We start from the raw sequence: 21,116 nt of genomic DNA on the forward strand, positions 1-21,116 counted from the left end.
TTCCGAATAGTGATGTCAATAGGCGGCCGATTATCCGGGAAACGGCTTGGCCTATATCCGTGTCACCAACAACACGGAGAGACTTCCATGACAAATCAGCAAACGACCCAACAAACCAGAACGGCGATCGTGACCGGCGCCTCCAAGGGCATCGGCGCGGCCATCGCGCAGCGGCTGGCCCGCGACGGCGTCGCTGTCGTCGTCAACTATTCGCGGGGCCGCGCGGAGGCCGGAGAGCTTGTGCGTGCGATCGAAGCCGGCGGCGGCAAGGCGATCGCTGTTCAGGCCGATATCGCCGATCCGGCCGGCATCGCCGCTCTTTTCGACGCCGGCGAAAAGGCCTTCGGCGGCATCGACATCCTCGTCAACAATGCCGGTATCATGAAGACCTCGCCGATCGCGCAGACCGACGACGCTTCGTTCGACACGCAGATCGCGATCAATCTCGGCGGCGTGTTCCGCGGCATGAGGGAAGGCGCGCGCCGGCTTCGCGACGGCGGCCGCATCATCAATTTCTCGAGCAGTGTCGTCGGCCTCTACCAGCCGGGATACGGCGTCTACGCCGCCACCAAGGCGGGCGTCGAGGCGATGACCCACATCCTGGCCAAGGAGCTTGGCGCGCGCCGTGTCACCGTCAACGCGGTGGCGCCGGGGCCGATCGAGACCGCGCTGTTCCTGGACGGCAAGAGCGAGGCGCAGATCGAGGCCATCGGCAAAATGATCCCGCTCGGCCGGCTCGGCCAGCCCGACGACATCGCAGGCGTGGTTTCGTTCCTGGCCGGGCCGGACAGCTTCTGGGTCAATGGGCAGATCATCCGCGCCAATGGCGGCGTGATCTGAGGAGACGACCATGCAACAAACAATCCTGATCACAGGCGCTTCCAGCGGCTTCGGCGCGATGACGGCGCGGGCGCTGGCAAGGGCGGGCCACACGGTCTATGCCTCGATGCGCGACCCGGCGGCGCGCGGTGGCGTGGCGGCGGCCGAAATGGAGAAATTCGCCCGCGACGAGGGTCTGGCGCTCAAGCCCATCGCGCTCGATGTCACTTCCGATGCTTCCGCCGAAGCGGCGGTCCGGCTGATCCTGAGCGAGGCCGGCCGGCTCGATGTGCTCATCCACAATGCCGGGCATATGGGGTTTGGACCGACCGAGGCCTTTGCGCCCGAACAGCTGGCGCAGCTCTATGACGTCAATGTCGTCGGCACGCAGCGCGTCAACCGTGCGGCCTTGCCGCATATGCGCTCCCTCGGCAGGGGGCAGATGATCTGGGTCGGCTCGAGCAGCACGCGGGGCGGCACGCCGCCATTCCTCGCGCCCTATTTCGCGGCGAAGGCCGGCATGGATGCGCTGGCGCAGAGCTATGCGCTGGAACTTGCCCGCTTCGGCATCGAAACGACGATCGTCGTGCCGGGCGCCTTCACCAAGGGTACGGAGCATTTTCACCATGCCGCCGCGCCCGCGGATGCGGAGCGAGCCGCGCTCTACTGGTCCGGGCCCTACGCCGATGTCGATCAGCAGGTGCTGAAGGGGCTGGCTTCGCTTGAGCCGGCGGATGCCGATCCGGCCGATGTCGCCACGGCGATCGTCGACCTCGTCGCCATGCCGCACGGAAGGCGCCCGCTGCGCGTGCACATCGACCCATCCGACGATGGCGCGGCGATCGTCAACGGCATCGCCGACCGCGTGCGTACGCAACTCATGGAGCGGATCGGCCTTGCCGACCTGCTTCATCCCAAAGCCTGAACCCACCCTCGAAGAGAAGGAAACGATCATGCCATTCGCCAACATCAAGATGCCGCAAGCGGCTCTAACCAAGGCGCAGAAGGAAGACCTCATCCATCGCACGACGGCGATGTTCGTCGAATTTTTCGGCGAAGGCGTCCGACCCTACACGATGGTGCTGGTGGAAGAGGTCGCCGATGGCGGCTACGGCCGTGCCGACGAAGTCTTCATCGTGCCGGAAGCCTATCGCGCCAAGGAATAGCGCATCAACCGGAGAGGGGGCGGCAGCTTGTGTGCGCCTGCCCCCTTTCAGGACGCCAGGCTCAACGACCGCGATGCCGTCTCGTCCGTGCGGGCGACTCGCCTGGCCAACCGGTAGCGCTTGGGCGCGCTGCCGGTGACGCGCTTGAAGGCGTTGCTGAAGGCGCTTTCGGAGGTGTAGCCGAGCGAGCGGGCAAGAATCGCCACGGGCACGTCCTCCTCGCGCAAGGCGCGTTCGGCCAGATGCATGCGCCATTCGGTCAGGTAGGTCAGTGGCGCCACGCCGGCGGTCTGCCTGAAATGGAAGGCGAAACTGGTGCGCGACATGGCTGCGGCCCTGGCGAGTTCCTCGAGATGCCAGGCGCGGCCGGGATCGCCATGCATCAGCCGCAGAGCGGGCGCCAGACGCGGGTCGCCGAGCGCGCGCAGCCAGCCGGCGGGCATCAGGCTCGATGTCTTCAGATGCGCCCGCAACACCTGGATGAACAGGAGCTGGGCGAGTTGCGCCGAGGCGAGGCTGGCGCCCGGCTGATCCTCGGCCTGCTCGCGGACCAGCTGGTCGAGAATCCAGCGCAGGATCGTCGCCTGCGGCGATGAAGCGTGAATGTGGATCCATGGCGGCAGCACATCGGACAGCAGCCGCCCGCTCGCCTGGTCGAGCAGGACATGGCCGCCGATATGGGCGAAGTCATTGCCGTCGCCGAGACGCGCGATCTTGCAACCGGCAAACACCGCCATCGCGTCGAGCGGCGGGACGGACAAGTCGCTGGCAAGGATGAAGGAGCGCCGTGAAGCGAGCAGCAGCACGTCTCCGGTCCGCGCGTGCACCGGCTCGTCCTCGCCCTCGAGGCGGATCCAGCAATCGCCGTTCACCACGGCGAAGAACTTGATTTTTTCGGGCGCCGGAAAGCGCAATGCCCATGGGCCGCCGGCGGTGAAGCCGCCTGTCACCATGGTTTCGGCGCTGGTGAATTTGAGGATGTCGGAGAACGGGTCGGCGGCCATTTCCGTACTCTGGCGCAACTTATGCGGATTTTCAAGCATTCACAATCCGAGCACTCGCGCATAGCTGATGGGTCCATGAACGCACCGCCTGGACCGGCGGACACATCAGGAGACCGACATGAACGACGAACTGGTGCTGGTGACCGGTGGCTCCGGCTTCATTGCATCGCACTGCATCCTGAAGCTGCTCGACGCCGGCTATCGCGTGCGCACGACCCTGCGTTACCTGAAGCGGGAAGGCGAGGTGCGCGCGATGCTGCGGCAAGGTGGCGCCGAGCCCGGGGACAGGTTGTCCTTCGTCGCCGCCGACCTGTCGGCGGATACCGGCTGGGCGGATGCTGTGGCGGGCTGCACCTACGTGCTCCACGGCGCCTCGCCGACGCCTTCGGGCAGCCAGACGCGGGAGGAAGATTGGGTGCGGCCCGCCGTCGACGGCGTGCTGCGGGTGCTCGGCGCCGCGCGCGATGCCGGCGTGAAACGTGTCGTGCTGACTTCGGCCATCGGCGCGGTCGCCATGGGTCATGCGCCGCAGACCAGGCCTTTCAACGAGACGGACTGGTCCGATCTCAGCGGCAATGTCGCGCCCTATCAGAAATCGAAGACGCTGTCGGAACGCGCCGCCTGGGATTTTGTCGCCAGGGAAGGGCGGGGTCTCGAACTGTCGGTCGTCAATCCGGTCGCGGTGCTCGGCCCGGTTCTCAGCCCCGACTATTCGCATTCGATAGGGCTGATCAAGCGGCTGATGGACGGCATGCCCGGCTGTCCCCGGGTCAATTCCGGCTATGTCGATGTGCGCGACCTCGCCGATTTGCATCTGCTGGCTATGACCAGCCCTGCGGCAAAGGGCGAGCGCTTCATCGGCATTTCGGGTCACAGCCTGTGGATGGCCGATGTCGCAAGTGTGTTGCGGCGCAGGATGGGCGCGGCCGCGGCCAAGGTGCCGACCCGTGAAATCCCCAACTGGGTGATCCGCCTGCTGGCGTTGCGCGGTGATCCGACGACGAAGATGCTGGCCGGGCATCTCGGCGTGATGATGGACGCCACCAGCGAAAAGGCGACGCGCCTGCTCGGCTGGACGCCGCGACCGGCCGAGGAGGCGATCGTCGCCACGGCCGAAAGCCTGCTGCGGCTGGGACTGTTGGGGGGTCGAAAGCGTAGGCGACCGCCAGGGGAACCGCCTACTTGCCGGCCATGTGATCGGCAAGCTCCTGCGCCTGGCTGAGAAGCGCCGGGAAGACCGGTTCGCCCGGCAGGCGCTCGCCCATGCACTTGCGGTAGTGGCCGTCACCTTTTTCCCAGGCGGCATTGGCGGTGTCATATACCTTTTCATCCTGCTGCTCGGTAGCCTGGGCGGCCAATTTCTGGGCAGCGGCGTCGGCCGAGGTCCATATGGCCTCGCAGGCCGCGATCTTCGGAACAGGCTGCGCGGCGGGCGCCGAGGCAATCATGACGCTGTTGCCCTTGACGAGCGTGACGATGACCTGCTGTTCCTGGATCGGCCCCACGTCCTGCGTCCAGCCGCCAAGCCGCGCAATGGCGATGTCGGCGCCTTCGGGCTTCTTCAGCGGAAAGTCGAGCGTCCCCATGAACGCGGCGTCGCTGTTGATCGCCTGGGTGTAGAAGGCATCGAGTTTCAGCGCCTCGTCGATGCCGGTGGGCAGTTTGAGACTCGCGTCCGTCTCGGTGGCCCTGGAGCGAAGCCAGCGATCGAGGAGCCCTCGCGTTGTCGCCACGAGGCTCGGGCCGTCGTCAGTCCTGGCGTATCTCAGCCCGTCGAGCATGCCGTATCCGATATCGGCGTCGCTCAGGCTTTCGAGATTGCTGGTGCCGGTCGCCGGAAAACCCGCAACCGCCAGGGGGCCGAGAAGAGAGGAAAGGCGCCCTTCAAGATCGGCGCGCGCCTTGGCATCGGCGGCATCGAGCGTTTCCACCGGAGCATTCGCGCTGTTGAGTGCGGCGATGGCGGCAATCGCCTTGTCGCGCGCGGCGATATAGTCGTCCTCCGGCGAGGCCGCGAAGGCCACGCCGCTCGCCAGCGCGAACACGATCGTCCAGACCAACCGCATGACCCAAGCCTCCCGTTTTTTGTCCTGGCTTTGGGAGCCTATCGGGCGTCTTGGTGGCTATTGTGCGGCACCACGTCAACGAGAGTGTCTTGCGCCGCCTGGAAGATCGAAGGCCTCGCCATCCCGTCACCCCTTCCGCTTCTCGACCTCGGCCTTGCGCAGCAAAATCGCTGGATCTTGCCGCTCGGTGTCTTCGGCAGTTCTGTCACGAAATCGATCTCGCGCGGGTAGGCGTGGGCCGACAGGCGCTTGCGGACATGCTGTGCGAGTTCGTCGGCGAGTTCCGGGCTTCCTTGCCAGGAGGGCGCCAGGATGACGAAGGCCTTGACGATCTCGGTGCGTTGCGGGTCGGGCACGCCGACCACCGCCGCTTCGTTGACCGCCGGGTGCTCGATGAGCGCGCTTTCGACGTCGAACGGCCCGATGCGATAGCCGGAGGAGGTGATGACGTCATCCGACCGGCCGATGAAGCTGATCGAGCCATCCGGCTCGAACTCGACCGTGTCGCCGGTGCGGTAATATCCGCCCGATATGGCCGGGGTTTCCGCATGGTGATAGCCGCCGAACCAGCGCAACGGCGAGTTGGCGATGTCGACGGCAAGGACGCCGGGCTGGTTGGGGCCAAGCTCGTGGCCGGCCTCGTCCAGAACGACGATGCGGTAGCCCGGCATGGCAAAGCCGGCCGAACCCGGGCGCACGGGGTGCGACAGGCCGTGATGGTTGTTGACCATCATGCCGTTCTCGGTCTGGCCGTAGTGGTCATGGATCTGTGCGGCGAGATGGGCGTCGAACCAGCGGATCACTTCCGGGTTGAGCGGCTCGCCGGCGCTGCTCACCACGCGAAGGCGGCCCTGGATGCGGGCGGCGGCCTCGGGCCCTTCGGCCAGTAGCAGGCGGAAGGCGGTGGGCGAACCGGCGAGGCTGGTGACGCCGAGGCGCTCGATGATGTCGTAGGTGCTTTTGGCGGTGAAGGCACCTTCGTTGAAGGTCGTCGCGACGCCGAGCAGCAAGGGGCCGGTGATGGCGTAATAGAGGCCGTAGGCCCAGCCGGGATCGGCGATGTTCCAGAAGACGTCGTCCGGGGTGAGCCCGATCGCGTCGCGCATATAGACGCCGAAGGCCATCAATGCGCTCAGCGGCACCGGCACGCCCTTGGGCAGGCCGGTCGTGCCCGAGGTCGACATCATCATGAACAGGTCGTCGCCCTTGCGCAGGATGGGCTCGCAGTCGGACGAGGCGGCGGCAAAGGCCGCGCGGAAATCGATGTCGCCCGCCGGCAAGGCTTCGCCGGGGGCGAGGATGGTCGCAACCCGGGGGCAGTGCTCCACCTCGTCGAGCTTGCCGCGATTGGCCGTGTTGGTGACGACGAGCTTGGCGCCGCTGGTCTTCAGCCGGTGGTCGATGGCCTTCGGGCCGAAGGCGGTGAACAGCGGCTGATAGACGGCACCGATGCGCCATGTGCCGAGAATGGTCGCCACCAGTTCGGGAATGCGCGGCAGCATGCCGGCGACGACATCGCCGGGGCCGACGCCTGCCGCTTTCAGCAGATTGGCGACGCGGCCCGACATGTCGTCGAGATCGTCGAAGGTGAATTCCCGCAGCTCACCACTGGCGGAGATCGCGCGCAATGCCAGCCGGTTCTGCCCGGTGTGGCGGCCGCAGCATTCGACATAGGCGTTAATCCCGGTCGCGGGATCGCCAGAAAGACGCGCTACTTCATCCTCGATGCGGAACCGCGCAACGGTATCGTCATAGCGCGGCAACCGCGCCGGAGTTGTTTGGGTCATGGCAAATCCTCCCTGGCGGCGCTCCATCTCCTCCATGGGCGCTGTCGGCTCATTAGATGCATGAAATCGCGCTGTTGGTCGATGCGGCGAAAGTTGGTGGCGGGTGGGTCGGCGCTATACCTTCTCCCCCGGCAGCACTTGGCAAGTCCGCCGTCGTCCGATCGGATCCAGCCACAAAAAATACATATTGTAGCCTGTCACATTCAGATTATTTAACATATTATAGACTGTTATATGTGACAATGAACCATGCTATGGTATGTAAAACTGTAGCCAATCGACAGGTTGCAATATGAAAAAACTAAATGACCGCGCACTTAAACGCCTTGACGCGAGGCTCTTGCTCGCCAAGCCGATCGAACGGTTCACGCCCCCACCTAGAGGCTGGATCAGGGCAATCCGTGATTGCCTCGGCATGTCAGGGGCGCAACTAGGCAAGCGTGTTGGAGTAACCCAGCAAACGATCAGGGCGTTTGAGCTGTCCGAAGAAAATGGCACCATTCAGCTCCAGACATTGCGTCGTGTCGCCCAGGCTTTGGGCGGAAAGCTCGTCTATGCAATCGTGCCGGATACCTCTCTGGAGGATATGATCCGCAACCGCGCGCGCGAAATTGCTCTCGAGGCGTTGACGCGAGTGTCGCACACGATGCGACTTGAGGATCAGGCGACAAGCAGGTCCGACCTTGAGGCGCGGATCGACGACTATATTCAAAACGAGCTTCGCGATCGCGACCTTTGGGGCGAAGCGTGAAGGACATTTTCACGCCCCTTGCGGCCGCGACACCAATCCAGCCGGACGATCAGAAGAAGCTGATTCCGACATGGATTCAAAGCCGCGATGACCTCAACGTCGCTGAAGAGGATAACATTGCAGGTGGTCTTGCTTGGGCACATCGGAGAAAGCTCAAGCCGCTTGCCGTTGCAACCGACGCGTTTTCCCGGAAACTGCACAGGGCCATGTTCGGCAAGGTCTGGAACTGGGCTGGTGAGTACCGTCAGGTCGAGCTGGAGGGTATCGGTGTTCCGCGTTGGCAGATTGCGGTCAGGAGTGCCGAGCTGTTCGATCAATTCCACTACTGGATCGAAAGCAAGACCTTCCCTCCGGACGAGATCGCCGTGCGGTTTCATCATCAACTTGTGTTCGTGCACGCCTATACGAACGGCAACGGCCGCCATTCGCGCATGATGGGCGATCTGTTGATAGAGAGCCTTGGCGGAAAGCCTTTCACATGGGGGAGCGGCAACCTTCAGCACGACACCGGCGCGTTGCGCAAGTTCTACATCGCGAGCCTCAAGAAGGCAGACAATGGCGATATAACCGACCTGTTGGCGTTTGCGCGATCCTGACAATACCCAACTTCAAGCAGTCTCCGAGGGGACTGGACCCGCTATTGCGGCGAAGGGCAGGGACGTCGCGGCCTTCCCCTCCGTACTCCGGCACCGCTTATTGTCTTCAACCCTCAACTCCAATGCTGTATCGAGCGCTTCCGAATTCAAGGAACCTTCGATGACCTCACACCTCGACATCTCGGACGCGAGCATGGCTGTCTCCGATGCGGCCGGCACACCTGCGGAGTTGCACGCCGACGCTGCCTGGCAGCACGATGTTCGACAAGGCGTGCGCCATGTGCGTGATCTCGCTTCCCTGCCGCTGTCGCCGGACGAGCGCGCGGCGGCTCAAGGCGCGGCGGCGAACCACAAGGTTCGCATCCCCAAAGCCTATCTCGACCTGATCGACTGGAACGACCCCGCCGACCCGATCCGGGCGCAGGTCATCCCGGAGCCGCACGAGCTGATCGAGCAGGACGGCGAGCTCGGTGACCCGATCGCCGACCATGATTTCAGCCCGGTGCCGCGGCTGACGCATCGCCATGCCGACCGGGTGCTGTTGTTCCCGACCTATCAATGCGCGGTCTATTGCCGGTTCTGCTTCCGCAAGGAATCGCTGACCGCGATCGGCCGTGGCTACACGCGCGAGGCGCTGGAGCCGGCGCTGGCCTATATCGCCGGTCATCCCGAGATCCGCGAGGTGATCCTGACCGGCGGCGATCCGCTGTCGCTGCCCGACAAGGCGCTGGCCGAAATCTTCGCGCGCATCGAGGCGATCGCGCATGTGCGGCTCTTGCGCATCCACACGCGCGTGCCGGTGGCGCTGCCGTCGCGCATCACGTCAGGGCTGGTCGAGGCCTTGCAGGGCCGGCTGATGGTCACCGTTGTCACCCATTTCAACCATGCCCGGGAGATCACCGATGCCGCCGAGGCGGCCTGCCGCAGGATGCGGCAGGCGGGCTTCGTGCTGCTCAACCAGAGCGTCCTGCTCAAAGGCGTCAACGACACGGTCGAGGTGCTGGAGGAGCTCTGCCGCGAGCTGATGTACCGCCTCGGCGTCAAACCCTATTACCTGCACCATGGCGACCTCGCGCGCGGCATGGCGCATCGGCGCACCACGATCGCCGAGGGCCGGGCGCTGGCCAGCGCGCTGCGCCAGCGGCTCTCGGGCATCTGCAACCCTGTCTATGTGCTTGACCTGCCGGAAGGCGGCGGCAAGGTGCCGCTCGGGCCGTGTTATGTCGAAGCACAGGACGGAGAGAGCTGGCGGATGCGGGGGCTTGATGGCGAGGTCCGGACCTATACGGAAATCGTCGGGACGTAGAAAACCGGGTCACGCGTAGCGCCGGTTCCGGGTCCTAACCCGCATCCCGTTCAACAAAAGCCAAGACGACCACACTCGGGGCAGCGCAGTAGGCGAGGTTGGCCCTGCGGCCCGTCTTTGTTGTCGCAGAACCTGTATTGAGATCCACGGCGATGTCCTCATAGCCGAGGATCTCGCGATCAAGCGGATAGACCGCCTTGTAGACTGCTTCCTTGGCGGCAAAGAGGATGCGACCGGCAAGATGCCGGTCCGCCGCGTCCGTCCGGTCCGCAGGGGTTGCGACGAGCGCGAGGATATCGTCGGGCAGGGCCAACGCGGGCTCGATGTCGATGCCGAGGGAGACGATGTGGCCAACAGGCGCAACCGCCGCCACGGCCATGTCGTCGTCATGGGCGAGCGAGCCGATCATTCCGTCAGGCCAGACCGGGGCTCCCGACAGCGCGCGCGGGATGGCGGCGTCGTTGCAGCCGATGTCCGCCAGCAGCCGGTGTGCGATCCACCGCGCGGCGCCGCTGGCTCGTCGCATGGCCGGCTGGCGCGCCGGAAGGGAGCGCGCCTCCTCGGGCAGAAGATGGGTCTCGTCACCGTCGCGTATCAGCCGGCATCCAGTGCGCACTCCGTGCGGGGCGATGGCTGCCAGTGCCCGCGCCAAGGAGGTTTCCTCTGGCAACTCTGCAGGCGGCGGAACTGCGGGGGGCGTCATCGGTCGACCGATGCCGGCAGGACCAGACCGGCGATCATTTCTCCGTCCTCGTCCAGTCCTTGTTCGACGAAGCCGGCGCCTCGATAAAGCTGCCGCGCCGCGTCATTTTCCGGCTCGTAGCAGATGGACACGTGCCTGATGTGGCCGAGCCCCCGGATTTCTTCCAGCACTTCGCGCAACGCGGCCTTGCCATAGCCTTTGCCCTGGCTGGCGCGGTCGATCATGAAGCGGTAGATGCGCGCCTCGTCGTCATCCTGCGGCGCCTCGTACATCAGGAAACCGATGACACGATCCCCAGCCAAGACGATGCGCGGACGCGCGTCGTCATCAAGGCCGGCCTCGTCCAGGGATTCCGCATTGCTGGCGACGAAATCCATCTGGTCCGGGGCCAGCTCCAGGGACGCAACCGAGGCCCGGTTGGCCTCGGTCACCGGGGCGAGACGGATTTCCACGCCCTTGCTGGGCCCGTCCGTCAAGACGCGGCCTCCAACGCAATCAAGCCGAAGCCTTGGCGCCGTCGTCCGTGACCGGGGTCACGAACCGGTGTAGCTTGGCCGGGTTGCCGCGCCATATGGAGAAGGGCTCGAGCTCTTCGCCCTTCATCACGAAGGAATCGACATCGGCCACCGACCCTTCGCCCATCACCACGCCGTAATGGACAAAGGCGGAAGGTCCGAGCGTGCAGCCCTTGCCGATGCGGATGAAGTCGGACTTGAACGCGCCTTCCTCCAGCGAATGGGCCTGGATGACGCAGCCCTCGTTGAGGGTGACGTCGTCGCCGATCTCGACCAGCGAACGTTCGGTCAGGTTGCTGCCGCCGTCATAGACCCGCTTGCCCACCTTGACGCCCAGCAAGCGCAGGATCATTGGCCGGAACGGCGTGCCGCCGAACAGGTTTACAATCGGCGAATCCGCGAGCTTCCAGTGGCGTTCGTGGCGCCAGAACGCGACGTCGTAGATCGTCGTCACCTGGGGCTTCAGCCTGCCAAAACCAAGGCTTGCCCGCTCGACCAGGATGTAGAACGGAATGGTGATCGCCGAGGTCAGGAGCACGGCGACGAACAGCGCGACCTCCGCCCATTCGGTATAGTAGTTCAGCGCCCGGTCCCAGATCGCCAGCGTGGCGAACAGCATGACCCATTGCGTCGCGATGAACAGGACGATCGTCACCGCGTTGTGAAGGTTCTTGTGCGGGATGCGCTGGCGCCGGTCCGCCTCGTCGACGCCGGCGATGAGTTCCTTGTCGCGGTTGACCATGCGCGGGATTTCAAAGGCAGGCGAGCCGAGAAGCCCGACATTCTCGCGCAACGGCCCGTCGATGGGGATCATCACCTTGGTGCCGAGCAGGACGTTGTCGCCGGTGCGTCCGTCTGGCGGATAGTAGATGTTGTTGCCGAGATAGTTGCGCTCGCCGATCCTTGTCGGCTCGAGCCGGAACGCGGAAGCGGACTTGTGCATGTTGATCATGAACAGGCCGTCCGACACCATGGTCTCGGTGCCGATCTCGCACAGAAGCGGGTTTTCGTGCTGCTGGTTGGAGCCGAAGTTGGAACCGGTCTGCACCACCTTGTTGAGGTTCCAGCCGATGGCGCGCATGTAGTGCACGATGGCCGAGCTGTCGCCGAACAGCAGACCCAGGATGCGGGAATTGCTGGTGAATTCGGTGGCGGCCTGCAGCCAGTAGCGGAAACCGTAAAGTGCGTAGGTGCGGCCTGGCTTCAGCACCAGGCTGGTCAGGCGGGGCAGCAGTGTCGCCGCCAGGAAGGCCGCGGCGATATAGCCGAAAAGCGTGACCGTGGTGCCGATCGCGACGAGGCCGATCGTCTCCTGATAGTCGTCGCCGACATTCTCCCAATAGCTGTGGAACAGCAGCGGCAGGGGGATGACAATGGCAAACAGCCCGATGAGCTGGACCGCTTCGAAGAGGAAGCGCCGGATGTTGGACGGGTTCTCATTGCGCACCTTGCAATAGTCCGCCGTGGTCGGCACGGCCGGCGATCCATGCCAGTGTTCACCGTCCGGGATGCTTTGACCGCGCAGCAGCGCGGACGCATGGCCGAGCTGGGCGCCGTTGCCGATCGTTGTGTCGATGTCGAGCGTCGAGCCCACGCCCACGAAGGCATCGCGGCCGATGGTCAGCGGACCCATGTGGATGTAGCCGGACTGGGCGCGAAAGCCGAGGATCAGCGATTCCTTGCGCAGGATGGTGTTGGCGCCAATTGAAATCAGATCCGTGCAGACGGGTACGGATTTGGATTCGATGACCGCGTTTTTCCCGATCCTGGTTCCCAGGAGCTGCAGATAGAAGCTGTAGAGCGGGCTGCCGCGGAACAGGACGACAGGTGCTGTGCGGATCAGAGTCTTGACGATCCAGAAGCGGTAGTAGCGCAGGCCCCAGATCGGAAACGCCTCGGCCTTCCAGCGGCCGATGAGCACCCATTTCGCAAGGACGGCAAAGCCCGTCATGCCAAAGAACACGCCGGCCGAAAGGGCCACGCACCTGATATAGAGCTGCAGCGGATCGTCGAGCGCGTCATACATCCAGTTGAGGCCGTCATTGATCGCCCACAGCGCCACGTAGCTGTAGATCCCGTAGAACAGGAGCTGTGCCGTGCCGCAGGTCCAATAAGCGAAATTCGAGGCCCGGCGGGTGAGAACAGGCTCGTTGGTGGCCGCCGTCATCTCATCCGGCACGCCCAGATGCCGCGCGAGGCGCGCCACGGTCGGATAGAGATAGATGTCGCGCATGGACGTCGTCGCCCATTCCTTCCGGGTGCGCACGCGCGCGCAGAAATGCGCCATCAGCAGGGAGTTGGCTCCGAGATCCTCGAAGAAATTGTCCTCGACCGACACCTCGTCGAATTTCAGCACCGCCGCCAGCGCTTCGGCCAGGAAGCGCTCGTCGTCGTTGCCTGGCGCAACCATCTCCCGGTCGGCCGAAAGCCGGACGCTTGTCGGCTTCGGCAACTGGCGAAGGTCGACCTTGTTGGAGACCGTCATCGGGATCGCCGGCAGTTCCTCCAGATAGGAGGGCACCATGTAGTCCGGCAGGCGCCGCTTCATCGTCTGGGCGAGATCGGCGCGCGAGATCGCCGGCGCTCCGGTCTTCCTTGCGTAATAGGCAACCAGTTCGACGCGGCCGGGCTCGATCTCCCGGTGGTGACGGCGGCCTGCGCGATCTCCGGCTGGTCGAGCAGCACCGCCTCGATCTCGCCGAGTTCGATACGATAGCCGCGGATCTTCACCTGCGTGTCGATGCGCCCGGCATATTCGATCTCGCCATCGTCATTGATCCGGCCAAGGTCGCCCGTGCGGTAGATGCGCTTTGACGGATTGTTCGGCAGGCCGAGGAAATCGGCGATGAATTTCTGTTCGGTGAGGTCGGGCCGGTTGAGGTAGCCCACGGCGAGCCCGATGCCGGCTATGCCGATCTCGCCCAACTCCCCGGGCTGGGCCAATGCCGGCATCTCGGGGTCGAGAATGGCGATGGAGTAGGTAGGCAGCGGTGCGCCGATGGTGACGGGCCTGTCCGGCGTCAGCACGCCCATCGTTGCGGTGACGGTTGCCTCGGTCGGGCCATAGGTGTTGAGGATCCGCCGCCCCGGCTTCGACCAGCGCACCACCAGATTGTGCGGACAGGCCTCGCCACCCACAAGCAGCGTGCGCAGGCTGGGCACGTCCGATGTCATCGACGACAGCAAGGTCGGGCTGCAGGCCATGCAGGTGATGTCGTGGTGGCGCAGGAAATCGGCGAGTTCCTCGCCGACAAGAGGCAGCTGGCCGGTGCGGGCACCACCGTCGCGCCGGCGACAAAGGGCACCCAGATCTCTTCGGAGGAAAAGTCGAAGGCGATGGTCATGCCCTGGTAGACGCGATCGCCCGGCTTGTAGCCGTAGGACGCGGCGGCGACCCGGATGAAATTGACGAAGCTCTGGTGCTTGATGACCACGCCCTTGGGCCTGCCTGTCGTGCCCGAGGTGTAGAGGATGTAGCAGGTGTCGTCGACCGCAGTGGGGGCCGGCGCCTTGTGCGGCTTCAGCGGCGCGCTGGACTGTTTGGAGATCTCGGCGGAGGCGCTGTCGATCAACAGGTGGGGAACGGGCAGTTGACCGGCGCGCGATGCATAGGCGGCGATGCTGACGATCAGGCTCACGCTGGCGTCTTCGATGATGAGCGCCATGCGCTCTTCGGGAAACGCGGTGGCCAGCGGCACGAAGGCCGCGCCTGCCTTCATCACCGCGAGCAAGGCAATATAGGTCTCGGCCGACCGGTCGAGAATAAGCCCGACCCGGTGGCCCGGCCGCACGCCGCGCTTGATCAGCACACGGGCGAACTGGTTGGCCCGCTTGTCCAGCTCCTGATACGTCCAGACACGTCCGTCGGAGATCACCGCCGGCGACGAGGCGAATGTCTCGGCGAGCCGCTCGAAGACCGTGTCGAGCCGCTCACCGGGCTGACCTGCCCGGGCGAAGTCCGCGCCCGCCAGGACCTGGCTGCGCGCGATCAACCCGGGATCGGAGGCAATCCTTACGAGCGCTTCGATGCTTCCGAGGCCGGCTTCGGGCTCTCTGCCCGGTCTTGCCGTGTCCCTGTCCAGTTCGGCGATATCGACACCGTGATCCATTTCCAAACCTTCTCGTCCTGGCCGAGCAGCGCCAGGAACATCCCGATCGTGCCGCCGCGACGCCAGGCATTGTCGGCTGCGCCGCCGCTGCAATTTGACCCTTGTTGATGGAGGACCGAATCTTCCGAAACGGAAGAACCCGGAATCCACTCCGTGCGCGGTGTGCCGCGGGCTTTTTCCGGCCGCTGCGGAATGGTTATGCCATCCGATCTTTTCGCCATTTTTTCCGAACTGTTTAATTTTGTTTCTGGATTGTGTCTCGGCGCTCATCCGCATGGCCGTTGCCGCCAGTTTCTGCTCTTCCCAAAAAAATCTGACACCTCCCGGGAATAAAGCGCGGCCCTGCCGGGTCTTGTTGTCAGCGGGGCCAATCTCCCGGCCCGCGACCCGAAGAAACCGAAACAAGGACCTATGACATGACCAAGCTCGCTTTCAGCGTGGCTGCGATGCTGCTTGCCTCGAGTGCTGCCTTTGCCGGCAGCGATCATTTCGGCGCCAACAATGCCAACCAGCCTGTCGCCACCGTCGACACCAACGCCACTGCCTCGATCCCCGCGCGCCAGAACGTCGACACCAAGGTGACGACCGGGCCGAGCCAGGGGTCGGTTCAGGACATCATCGTCAGGCACAACAACGACAGCCTCTGGGGCCGCTGAGCGCGCCTTCAAGCAATTTCTCAACAAACAGGAGCCATCGCCATGAAAAACATCGCTCTCACCATCGCCGCCACCCTCGTCGCCACCACCAGCGCCTTTGCCGGCAGCGACCATTTTGGCTCGCGCACCGCTGACCAGACGGCCATCGACACCACCACCACCACCGCGTCGATCCGCAAGGCGGACATGGTCCGCCACGGCACGCAGGCGGCGACGCAAATCTGATGCGGGAGAACCCGGCCAGGGCATCTGGGGCCGCTGAGTTCAAGGGGCCGGCACCGGATCCCCACCTTGCTCGCCCCAATCCGCAATCAGCGACGGAGGGCCAGGGGCTTGGCCCTCCGTCATTTCCTTCGCGACTTTAGCCACCACTCAACCGAGGAGAACATCCATGTTCAGCATGACACGTCGCACAGTTCTTCAATCCGCCGCCGCCGCTGCCGCCTTCGGGCTTGCCGGCAGGCTGGAATTCACCCGGCCGGCCTTTGCCGAAACGCCGGTCGAGCCGACCGTCGGCTTCTACAAATACAAGGTCGGCGATATCGAGATCACCGCCATCTATGACGGCATCTGGAAGAAGCCGCACGACCCGGCCTTCATCAAGGATGTGTCCGTCGACGACACCAAGGCGGCGCTCGCCAAGGCGGGCCTGCCGACCGATTTCATGCCCATCCCGCTCACCGTCGTCGTGCTCAAGATGAACGGCAAGCTGATCATGATGGATGCCGGCTCGGGCGTCGGCCAGTGGCAGACCAACGCCACGCATCTGCCGGCCAACATGGCCGCCGCCGGCATCGACTACAAGGCGATCGACACCATCATGATCTCGCATTTCCACCCCGACCATGTCTGGGGCCTGATGGAGAAGGGCACCAACGCGCCGGTGTTCCCGAATGCCGAGCTGATCGTCAACGCCACCGAATACAATTGGTGGACCGACCCCGGCCGGCTGGCCAAGCTGCCCGAGGGGCGCAAGCCGGCGGGCAAGCGCATCGCCGAGAACTTCCCGAAATGGAAGAACTGGAAGCTGGTCGAGGACGGCGCCGAGGTCGCGCCCGGCATCCAGATCATCGCCGCCCCGGGCCACACGCCCGGCCACTCGGTGTATCTCGCCAACTCCGGCAAGGAGCAGATCATGATCTCGGCCGACACCATGTATGTGCCCGCACTTCTGGCGCCGCATCCGGAATGGCAGGGCGCCTACGATCAGGACGGGCCGACGGCGATCACCACGCGCCACAAGATCATCGACCGCGTGATTGCCGACAACATCCGTATCTCGGGCTCGCACTTCCCGTTCCCGGGCACCGGCGTCTTCGTCAAGGACGGCAAGGCCTACGGCTTCACCCCGGTTCAAATATGAGCGTGAGCTCCCAACCCAAGCGAGAAAGACAATGAAACCTTCCCTTTTTGGCAGGAATGCCCTGTTCGGCCTGCTCGGTGCCGTTGCCGTGCTGACCGTGGTTCCCGTTGCCACCGTCATGCCGGCCTATGCGGTCGACAACATCGAGGGCGGCGACGCGCCCGACCTCACCGCCGTCAAGGCCAAGATCGAGGCCAAGGACTACCAGGGCGCGCTGGCCGAGCTGCGCGACCTGGCGCAGGACACGCAGCAGCCCGACGTTTACAACCTGCTCGGCTTCACGCTGCGCAAGACCGGCGACTACAAGACGGCGCTCACCTACTACACCAAGGCGCTGGAGCTGAAGCCCGATCACAAGGCGGCTCGCGAATATCTGGGCGAGCTCTATGTCGAGACCGGCGACATGCCCAAGGCCCAGGAGCAATTGGCGTCGCTGGAAAAACTCTGCCCGGCCGGCTGCGAGGAGCTATCGGACCTGCAAAAGGCCATCGACACCAAGGTGACGAAGTAGGGCCGCGGCGCATTTCCTCTCCCCCACGGACGTGGGGAGAGGTGGCCGCGAAGCGGCCGGAGTGGGGGCCTGGCGCCAAGCCCGGACCCCAACTCACCGTATTTTGGGCGCTGGTGGCTGGCGCCCAAAAACCGGAGCCGGCGTCTCTCCCTCCGCCGGCTCCACCCTTTCAAGGATCGGACGTTGCAGCGCCATTGCGCGCGTCCGGCCGGGCGCGCGGCGCCCGCCTGTTACCAGAATTGGAGCCTGACCATGACACGGACCGAATTCGCCGCGAAGCTGCACCTCCTCGCCAGCAAGCACCACGTTAGCGACGTGACCCTGCTGGCCGGCCGGCTGCTTCTGTCTCTCATCTTCCTGCATGAGGGCGTGACGCTGGCCACCCATTTCGACGGCGCCGCCAAGGCGATGGCCGCCTTGGGAGTCGGCCTGCCGCTGTTTGTCGCGACCATCGTGCTGCAGCTGGGGGCGGGGCTCTCCGTCGCGACAGGGCTGCTGACGCGGCTGGGCGCCATTGGGCTTGGCCTGTTCTGCCTGGCAACGGCCACGCTGTTCCACACCAATTTCGCCAGCCAGAACGAATTGCTGCATTTCGAAAAGGATCTGGCCATCGCCGGCGGCATGTTCGTGCTGGCGATCGCCGGCGCCGGCAAGTTCTCGCTCGACAGGTTGGTCGCCGGCATCCTGCGGCAGCGGCAGCGCGACAAGGAGATGGTGGCGGCGCTGCTGGCGGCGGAAAACCAGATGTCCCTCGGGGAGGTGAGGCTGCCGGTTTGAGGGGCTCGCGGCCTTGCGCATCGGCATGCCGGCAAAAAGGCGCCACGTCTGCCACAAGCTCGCTTGCTGGAACCAGTAGCGATGCCCCGCATTCTATTGGCTGAGGCTCAAGGAGTGTGGGATGAAAGCGATATTGGCACTGGTCGGCGGCTTCGCGCTGACCCTCGCGGTGTTCGCCAGCGGGCTGGCCTTCGCTGCTTGGCTGCTGGTCGCCAAGCCCTCGCATCAGGCAAGGCCCGCCGACAGTGTCGCCGAGCTGTGGACCAAGGGTGCGCAACCGGTGGACAAGGCCGCGCAGGGCCTGGAGCGGGTGGCCGCCGCGCAGCCCGCGGCGCCCGATGCCGCCGCCAGGGCGCAGGCGGTGCCGCCCGAACCAGCCGTAATAGGCGCGGTGGCGTCCGCGGCGGGCGAAGAGCAGGCCGGGCTGCCTGCTTCCCATGTCAGGTGGTGCGAGAGCCGCTACCGATCGTACAATCCGGACGACAACAGCTATATGTCCTATGGCGGGGAACAGCGCCCCTGCATCTCGCCCTATCTCGACGCCGGCGCCGTCGACCAGGCCGTTCAGCCGTCCACTCAAGTCAGCTTTGTCGAGGGGGGCACCGCCCCTCAGGCCGCCACGCTCGAGGTTTCCGCCAGCCACGTCCAATCCTGCTTCAGCCGCTACCGCTCCTACCGGCCCGAAGACAACAGCTACCAGCCCTACACCGGTGGACCCAGGCGCCAGTGCGAGTAGGCGCCGCCTGCCGCTTGCCATCGCCGGTGCGGGCAGTATTTCGCTGGACAGGTTGGTCGCCGGCACCCTGAAGCAGCGGCAAGCGTGACGCTGCCGGTCTGAGAGCGCGCAGACCATCCCGGCTGCGTCCGCCGGGCTTTTCAGCCAAATTCAACGCAAAATTCCACTCTTGCGGCGCTTCGTCCCACGCCCTCTCCCACGCCCGCGCCCACGCCATGCCCCTATTCTATTACCGTTACCGTTGATCACGTCGATCATCGGCATGTTCCCGTGCAGCATTTGCAGGGCGTCGAAGCAATTCGGACCCGATGCCGGCACGGGGGGCGAGGTGGAGCGTGAGGCTCCCCCGTCGCACGGATCGCGGCCGGATGGTTCGGCCGCGGCCTTGGAAGAGGAACCAGCATTCTCGAAGAGTTCGGCTGCCTTGGGCAGCCCTTCGAACAGCGCACGAACGGACCAAGACGACGTGCGCTGAACGGCCTGCCGCCGCAAATCCATTGGGGATGGCGGTTGGTCGATTTCGCCCCAAGAGTGTGAAGAGACGGCCTCATGAACGCGGTGCGGGCGGCGCGCCGAGGCCAAATGTCAACTTTCAAGAGGAGAATTGAAATGAAGAAGATCGTTCTTAGCCTTGCCACGCTTCTGTTTGCTTCCGGCATGGCTTTTGCCGGCAGCGACCACTTTGGCGCGGACTACATCCCTGCCGCCGGCAGCTATCCGACTGCCGGTTCGCATTCGATGGTGTTCGGCGGCGCCAACGCGGTCGACCTGAGCGGCACAAAGAGCATCACCGACAGCATGGCGTGGGGAAATGCGAACTCCGGCATGCCTGCACCGGGCTACGGCCAGGGCATCTGGGGACGCTGACAACAAAGCCGGCCGCCACGGCCGGCATCCAGGCGGCGGGGGAACCCGCCGCCTGGATCATCTCGCGTGCCATCGGCGGCCGCGCCGGTTCGAGCGGACCGCAAGACGCAGGTTCCTCGCCCCCGCCAATCACCAAGGCCGCGCATTCCCCTCCATCTCGGGCTTCGCCCGAGCCACCTTTCCTCCATTTCATGGGGCGAGGAACCTTCGTCCCGACCAGCCAACGATCACGCAAATTTTTTGGATCGTTCGGATTGGTGCGGCGTTCTTCCCTGACGCAAAGGAGGAATGACCATGGGCGACGACCGGCACGAGAAGATCCAGAAGCGCGCATACGAACTGTGGGAACGCGACGGCGGTGGCGATCCGGAACGGCACTGGTACCAGGCCGCGGCCGAGATCGACAGGGAGGCGGCGCTGCCGCTGACGGCCGACGATGCGCTGCCGCAAACCCGCGAGATCGCCAGCTCCGATGTCCTGACGGTCGAGGAACTGGCGGTGCGCACCGGCATATCGGGCGACGAGGCGCAGGAACTGCTCGACAGGCTGGGCAGCGACCGCGCCGCGACCGAGCAGGCCGCCCGCAACCTCACGGGCAAGCGGCGGTCTTAGCCTGGGAGAGCGAGATGATCAGGAAACTCAAGGACGGGAAATACCGCCTCTATTCGCGCAAGAAGGACGAAAAGACCGGCAAGCGGCGCAACCTCGGTACGTTCGAGACCCGCGAGGCGGCGGAGAAGCACGAGCGCGAGGTGCAGTATTTCAAGCGGCATTGAGGCGGCTGCCGAGCCGGAAGGGTTCGGTGACGTGAGGCCCAGCCCTGGCGGTGAACGATAGCGCAACCTGAAACTGGATCGAGACCGGACTGAAACGCCTGGGCGCGACTGGCGACATGCATGCGAAACACTCCGGGAGGATGGTCGCGGCTCACCGAGGCCACCAAAGGAGCGCGCCGATGACGCCCGACCAGATCAGACTTGTCCAGGATAGTTTTCGTGAAGTCGTCCCGATACGCGCGGCCGCCGCCGCCCTGTTCTATGAACGCCTGTTCGCCATCGACGGGAACCTTCGGGCGCTGTTTCCGGTGAAAGACATGACCAAGCAAGGCGCCAAGCTGATGGCGAGCCTGGCCTTCGTCGTGCATGGACTGGATCGTGCCGACACCATCCTGCCCATCGTGCGCGAACTCGCCAAGCGTCACGTCGGCTACGGTGTCGAAGAGCATCATTACCCGATCGTCGGGCAAGCGCTGATCGAGACGCTGGCGGCCGGCCTCGGCCCCGCTTTTACGCCGGCGGTGCGCGAGGCCTGGGCGGCGGCCTACGGCTTGCTCGCGAGTGTCATGATCACGGCCGCCCGCGAGGTCCAGCTCGCGGCGTGAGGG

The 21,116-nt window shown here is 64.8% G+C and carries 21 protein-coding genes and 2 pseudogenes; 17 read left to right on the forward strand and 6 right to left on the reverse strand.

Annotation, left to right across the window (positions count from 1 at the left end; translation table 11 throughout):
* Positions 1-87: 87 nt before the first annotated feature.
* Genes AC56QQ_RS12665 through AC56QQ_RS12675 form a run of 3 tightly spaced genes read left to right on the forward strand, consistent with a single transcriptional unit; the run spans position 88 to position 1,985 of the window.
* Positions 88-840, forward strand: coding sequence for an SDR family oxidoreductase (locus tag AC56QQ_RS12665; RefSeq protein WP_497127567.1), 753 nt, complete (start codon positions 88-90; stop codon positions 838-840).
* Between the two features lie 10 nt (positions 841-850).
* Positions 851-1,744 carry an SDR family oxidoreductase gene (locus AC56QQ_RS12670; RefSeq protein WP_497127570.1) on the forward strand — a complete coding sequence of 298 codons (894 nt, stop codon included), beginning with the start codon at positions 851-853 and terminating at the stop codon, positions 1,742-1,744.
* A 28-nt stretch (positions 1,745-1,772) separates the two neighbouring features.
* Positions 1,773-1,985, forward strand: coding sequence for a tautomerase family protein (locus AC56QQ_RS12675; protein WP_497127573.1), 213 nt, complete (start codon positions 1,773-1,775; stop codon positions 1,983-1,985).
* A gap of 47 nt (positions 1,986-2,032) precedes the next feature.
* On the opposite strand, the gene AC56QQ_RS12680 is transcribed toward AC56QQ_RS12675, so the two are convergent.
* Positions 2,033-3,028 carry an AraC family transcriptional regulator gene (locus AC56QQ_RS12680; protein ID WP_497127575.1) on the reverse strand — a complete coding sequence of 332 codons (996 nt, stop codon included), beginning with the start codon at positions 3,026-3,028 and terminating at the stop codon, positions 2,033-2,035.
* Between the two features lie 79 nt (positions 3,029-3,107).
* Between AC56QQ_RS12680 and AC56QQ_RS12685 the strand changes: the two genes are divergently transcribed.
* Entirely contained in the window at positions 3,108-4,211 is a 1,104-nt protein-coding gene (locus AC56QQ_RS12685; RefSeq protein WP_497127578.1) for an SDR family oxidoreductase, read from the forward strand.
* Here AC56QQ_RS12685 and AC56QQ_RS12690 read toward each other — a convergent pair.
* Entirely contained in the window at positions 4,168-5,055 is an 888-nt protein-coding gene (locus tag AC56QQ_RS12690) for a hypothetical protein (RefSeq protein WP_497127581.1), read from the reverse strand. The two genes, AC56QQ_RS12685 and AC56QQ_RS12690, sit on opposite strands and share 44 nt — an antisense overlap.
* 126 nt (positions 5,056-5,181) lie before the next feature.
* A pseudogene (locus tag AC56QQ_RS12695) lies at positions 5,182-6,895 on the reverse strand (acyl-CoA synthetase).
* A 239-nt stretch (positions 6,896-7,134) separates the two neighbouring features.
* Here AC56QQ_RS12695 and AC56QQ_RS12700 point away from each other — a divergent pair.
* The 3 genes from AC56QQ_RS12700 to AC56QQ_RS12710 all read left to right on the forward strand — a co-directional run bounded on the left by AC56QQ_RS12700 (position 7,135) and on the right by AC56QQ_RS12710 (position 9,495).
* Positions 7,135-7,593: a mobile mystery protein A gene (locus tag AC56QQ_RS12700; protein ID WP_497127584.1), complete on the forward strand. Its 459-nt coding sequence runs from the start codon at positions 7,135-7,137 to the stop codon at positions 7,591-7,593.
* A complete protein-coding gene (locus AC56QQ_RS12705; RefSeq protein ID WP_497127587.1) occupies positions 7,590-8,189 on the forward strand; it encodes a mobile mystery protein B in 600 nt (199 codons plus the stop codon). The genes AC56QQ_RS12700 and AC56QQ_RS12705 overlap by 4 nt, the downstream gene beginning before the upstream one ends.
* A 160-nt stretch (positions 8,190-8,349) precedes the next feature.
* Positions 8,350-9,495: a KamA family radical SAM protein gene (locus AC56QQ_RS12710; RefSeq protein WP_497127590.1), complete on the forward strand. Its 1,146-nt coding sequence runs from the start codon at positions 8,350-8,352 to the stop codon at positions 9,493-9,495.
* Between the two features lie 34 nt (positions 9,496-9,529).
* Here AC56QQ_RS12710 and AC56QQ_RS12715 read toward each other — a convergent pair whose 3' ends face one another.
* The 3 genes and pseudogenes from AC56QQ_RS12715 to AC56QQ_RS12725 form a co-directional block, all read right to left on the reverse strand.
* Positions 9,530-10,198 carry a 4'-phosphopantetheinyl transferase family protein gene (locus AC56QQ_RS12715; protein ID WP_497127593.1) on the reverse strand — a complete coding sequence of 223 codons (669 nt, stop codon included), beginning with the start codon at positions 10,196-10,198 and terminating at the stop codon, positions 9,530-9,532.
* Positions 10,195-10,674 (reverse strand): GNAT family N-acetyltransferase, encoded by a 480-nt coding sequence (locus tag AC56QQ_RS12720; RefSeq protein ID WP_497127596.1) that lies wholly within the window; start codon positions 10,672-10,674, stop codon positions 10,195-10,197. The genes AC56QQ_RS12715 and AC56QQ_RS12720 overlap by 4 nt, the downstream gene beginning before the upstream one ends.
* A 19-nt stretch (positions 10,675-10,693) precedes the next feature.
* Positions 10,694-14,822: pseudogene (locus AC56QQ_RS12725) on the reverse strand (Pls/PosA family non-ribosomal peptide synthetase).
* Between the two features lie 416 nt (positions 14,823-15,238).
* Between AC56QQ_RS12725 and AC56QQ_RS12730 the strand changes: the two are divergent.
* From AC56QQ_RS12730 to AC56QQ_RS12775, 10 genes are all read left to right on the forward strand, one after another.
* Complete coding sequence (locus AC56QQ_RS12730; protein WP_497127599.1) at positions 15,239-15,478, forward strand: DUF680 domain-containing protein; 240 nt, start codon at positions 15,239-15,241, stop codon at positions 15,476-15,478.
* Between the two features lie 42 nt (positions 15,479-15,520).
* A complete protein-coding gene (locus tag AC56QQ_RS12735) occupies positions 15,521-15,703 on the forward strand; it encodes a DUF680 domain-containing protein (protein ID WP_497127601.1) in 183 nt (60 codons plus the stop codon).
* 166 nt (positions 15,704-15,869) lie between these two features.
* Entirely contained in the window at positions 15,870-16,841 is a 972-nt protein-coding gene (locus AC56QQ_RS12740) for an MBL fold metallo-hydrolase (protein ID WP_497127603.1), read from the forward strand.
* A 31-nt stretch (positions 16,842-16,872) separates the two neighbouring features.
* Positions 16,873-17,352: a tetratricopeptide repeat protein gene (locus AC56QQ_RS12745; protein WP_489862390.1), complete on the forward strand. Its 480-nt coding sequence runs from the start codon at positions 16,873-16,875 to the stop codon at positions 17,350-17,352.
* Between the two features lie 252 nt (positions 17,353-17,604).
* Positions 17,605-18,129 (forward strand): DoxX family protein, encoded by a 525-nt coding sequence (locus AC56QQ_RS12750; protein WP_497127606.1) that lies wholly within the window; start codon positions 17,605-17,607, stop codon positions 18,127-18,129.
* 121 nt (positions 18,130-18,250) lie between these two features.
* Positions 18,251-18,865, forward strand: coding sequence for a BA14K family protein (locus AC56QQ_RS12755; protein WP_497127608.1), 615 nt, complete (start codon positions 18,251-18,253; stop codon positions 18,863-18,865).
* A 609-nt stretch (positions 18,866-19,474) separates the two neighbouring features.
* The gene (locus AC56QQ_RS12760) at positions 19,475-19,732 is read left to right on the forward strand and encodes a hypothetical protein (RefSeq protein ID WP_497127611.1); all 258 of its coding nucleotides are present in this window, start codon (positions 19,475-19,477) and stop codon (positions 19,730-19,732) included.
* Positions 19,733-20,026: 294 nt separating this feature from the next.
* Positions 20,027-20,344, forward strand: a complete 318-nt coding sequence (locus AC56QQ_RS12765) for a DUF2934 domain-containing protein (RefSeq protein ID WP_497127613.1) — start codon at positions 20,027-20,029, stop codon at positions 20,342-20,344.
* A 14-nt stretch (positions 20,345-20,358) separates the two neighbouring features.
* Positions 20,359-20,508, forward strand: a complete 150-nt coding sequence (locus AC56QQ_RS12770) for a hypothetical protein (RefSeq protein WP_013894378.1) — start codon at positions 20,359-20,361, stop codon at positions 20,506-20,508.
* A gap of 179 nt (positions 20,509-20,687) precedes the next feature.
* Entirely contained in the window at positions 20,688-21,113 is a 426-nt protein-coding gene (locus AC56QQ_RS12775) for a globin family protein (protein ID WP_497127615.1), read from the forward strand.
* The last annotated feature ends 3 nt before the right edge of the window (positions 21,114-21,116 follow it).

This window comes from Mesorhizobium sp. RCAM 05099 (genome assembly GCF_059683685.1).

Bases quoted from the DNA above. Each gene is read 5' to 3' on its own strand.
- AC56QQ_RS12665 (WP_497127567.1), top strand. From the start codon at position 88: ATGACAAATCAGCAAACGACCCAACAAACCAGAACGGCGATCGTGACC.
- AC56QQ_RS12670 (WP_497127570.1), top strand. From the start codon at position 851: ATGCAACAAACAATCCTGATCACAGGCGCTTCCAGCGGCTTCGGCGCG.
- AC56QQ_RS12675 (WP_497127573.1), top strand. From the start codon at position 1,773: ATGCCATTCGCCAACATCAAGATGCCGCAAGCGGCTCTAACCAAGGCG.
- AC56QQ_RS12680 (WP_497127575.1), bottom strand. From the start codon at position 3,028: ATGCTTGAAAATCCGCATAAGTTGCGCCAGAGTACGGAAATGGCCGCC.
- AC56QQ_RS12685 (WP_497127578.1), top strand. From the start codon at position 3,108: ATGAACGACGAACTGGTGCTGGTGACCGGTGGCTCCGGCTTCATTGCA.
- AC56QQ_RS12690 (WP_497127581.1), bottom strand. From the start codon at position 5,055: ATGCGGTTGGTCTGGACGATCGTGTTCGCGCTGGCGAGCGGCGTGGCC.
- AC56QQ_RS12700 (WP_497127584.1), top strand. From the start codon at position 7,135: ATGAAAAAACTAAATGACCGCGCACTTAAACGCCTTGACGCGAGGCTC.
- AC56QQ_RS12710 (WP_497127590.1), top strand. From the start codon at position 8,350: ATGACCTCACACCTCGACATCTCGGACGCGAGCATGGCTGTCTCCGAT.
- AC56QQ_RS12715 (WP_497127593.1), bottom strand. From the start codon at position 10,198: ATGACGCCCCCCGCAGTTCCGCCGCCTGCAGAGTTGCCAGAGGAAACC.
- AC56QQ_RS12730 (WP_497127599.1), top strand. From the start codon at position 15,239: ATGACCAAGCTCGCTTTCAGCGTGGCTGCGATGCTGCTTGCCTCGAGT.
- AC56QQ_RS12735 (WP_497127601.1), top strand. From the start codon at position 15,521: ATGAAAAACATCGCTCTCACCATCGCCGCCACCCTCGTCGCCACCACC.
- AC56QQ_RS12740 (WP_497127603.1), top strand. From the start codon at position 15,870: ATGTTCAGCATGACACGTCGCACAGTTCTTCAATCCGCCGCCGCCGCT.
- AC56QQ_RS12745 (WP_489862390.1), top strand. From the start codon at position 16,873: ATGAAACCTTCCCTTTTTGGCAGGAATGCCCTGTTCGGCCTGCTCGGT.
- AC56QQ_RS12750 (WP_497127606.1), top strand. From the start codon at position 17,605: ATGACACGGACCGAATTCGCCGCGAAGCTGCACCTCCTCGCCAGCAAG.
- AC56QQ_RS12755 (WP_497127608.1), top strand. From the start codon at position 18,251: ATGAAAGCGATATTGGCACTGGTCGGCGGCTTCGCGCTGACCCTCGCG.
- AC56QQ_RS12760 (WP_497127611.1), top strand. From the start codon at position 19,475: ATGAAGAAGATCGTTCTTAGCCTTGCCACGCTTCTGTTTGCTTCCGGC.
- AC56QQ_RS12765 (WP_497127613.1), top strand. From the start codon at position 20,027: ATGGGCGACGACCGGCACGAGAAGATCCAGAAGCGCGCATACGAACTG.
- AC56QQ_RS12770 (WP_013894378.1), top strand. From the start codon at position 20,359: ATGATCAGGAAACTCAAGGACGGGAAATACCGCCTCTATTCGCGCAAG.
- AC56QQ_RS12775 (WP_497127615.1), top strand. From the start codon at position 20,688: ATGACGCCCGACCAGATCAGACTTGTCCAGGATAGTTTTCGTGAAGTC.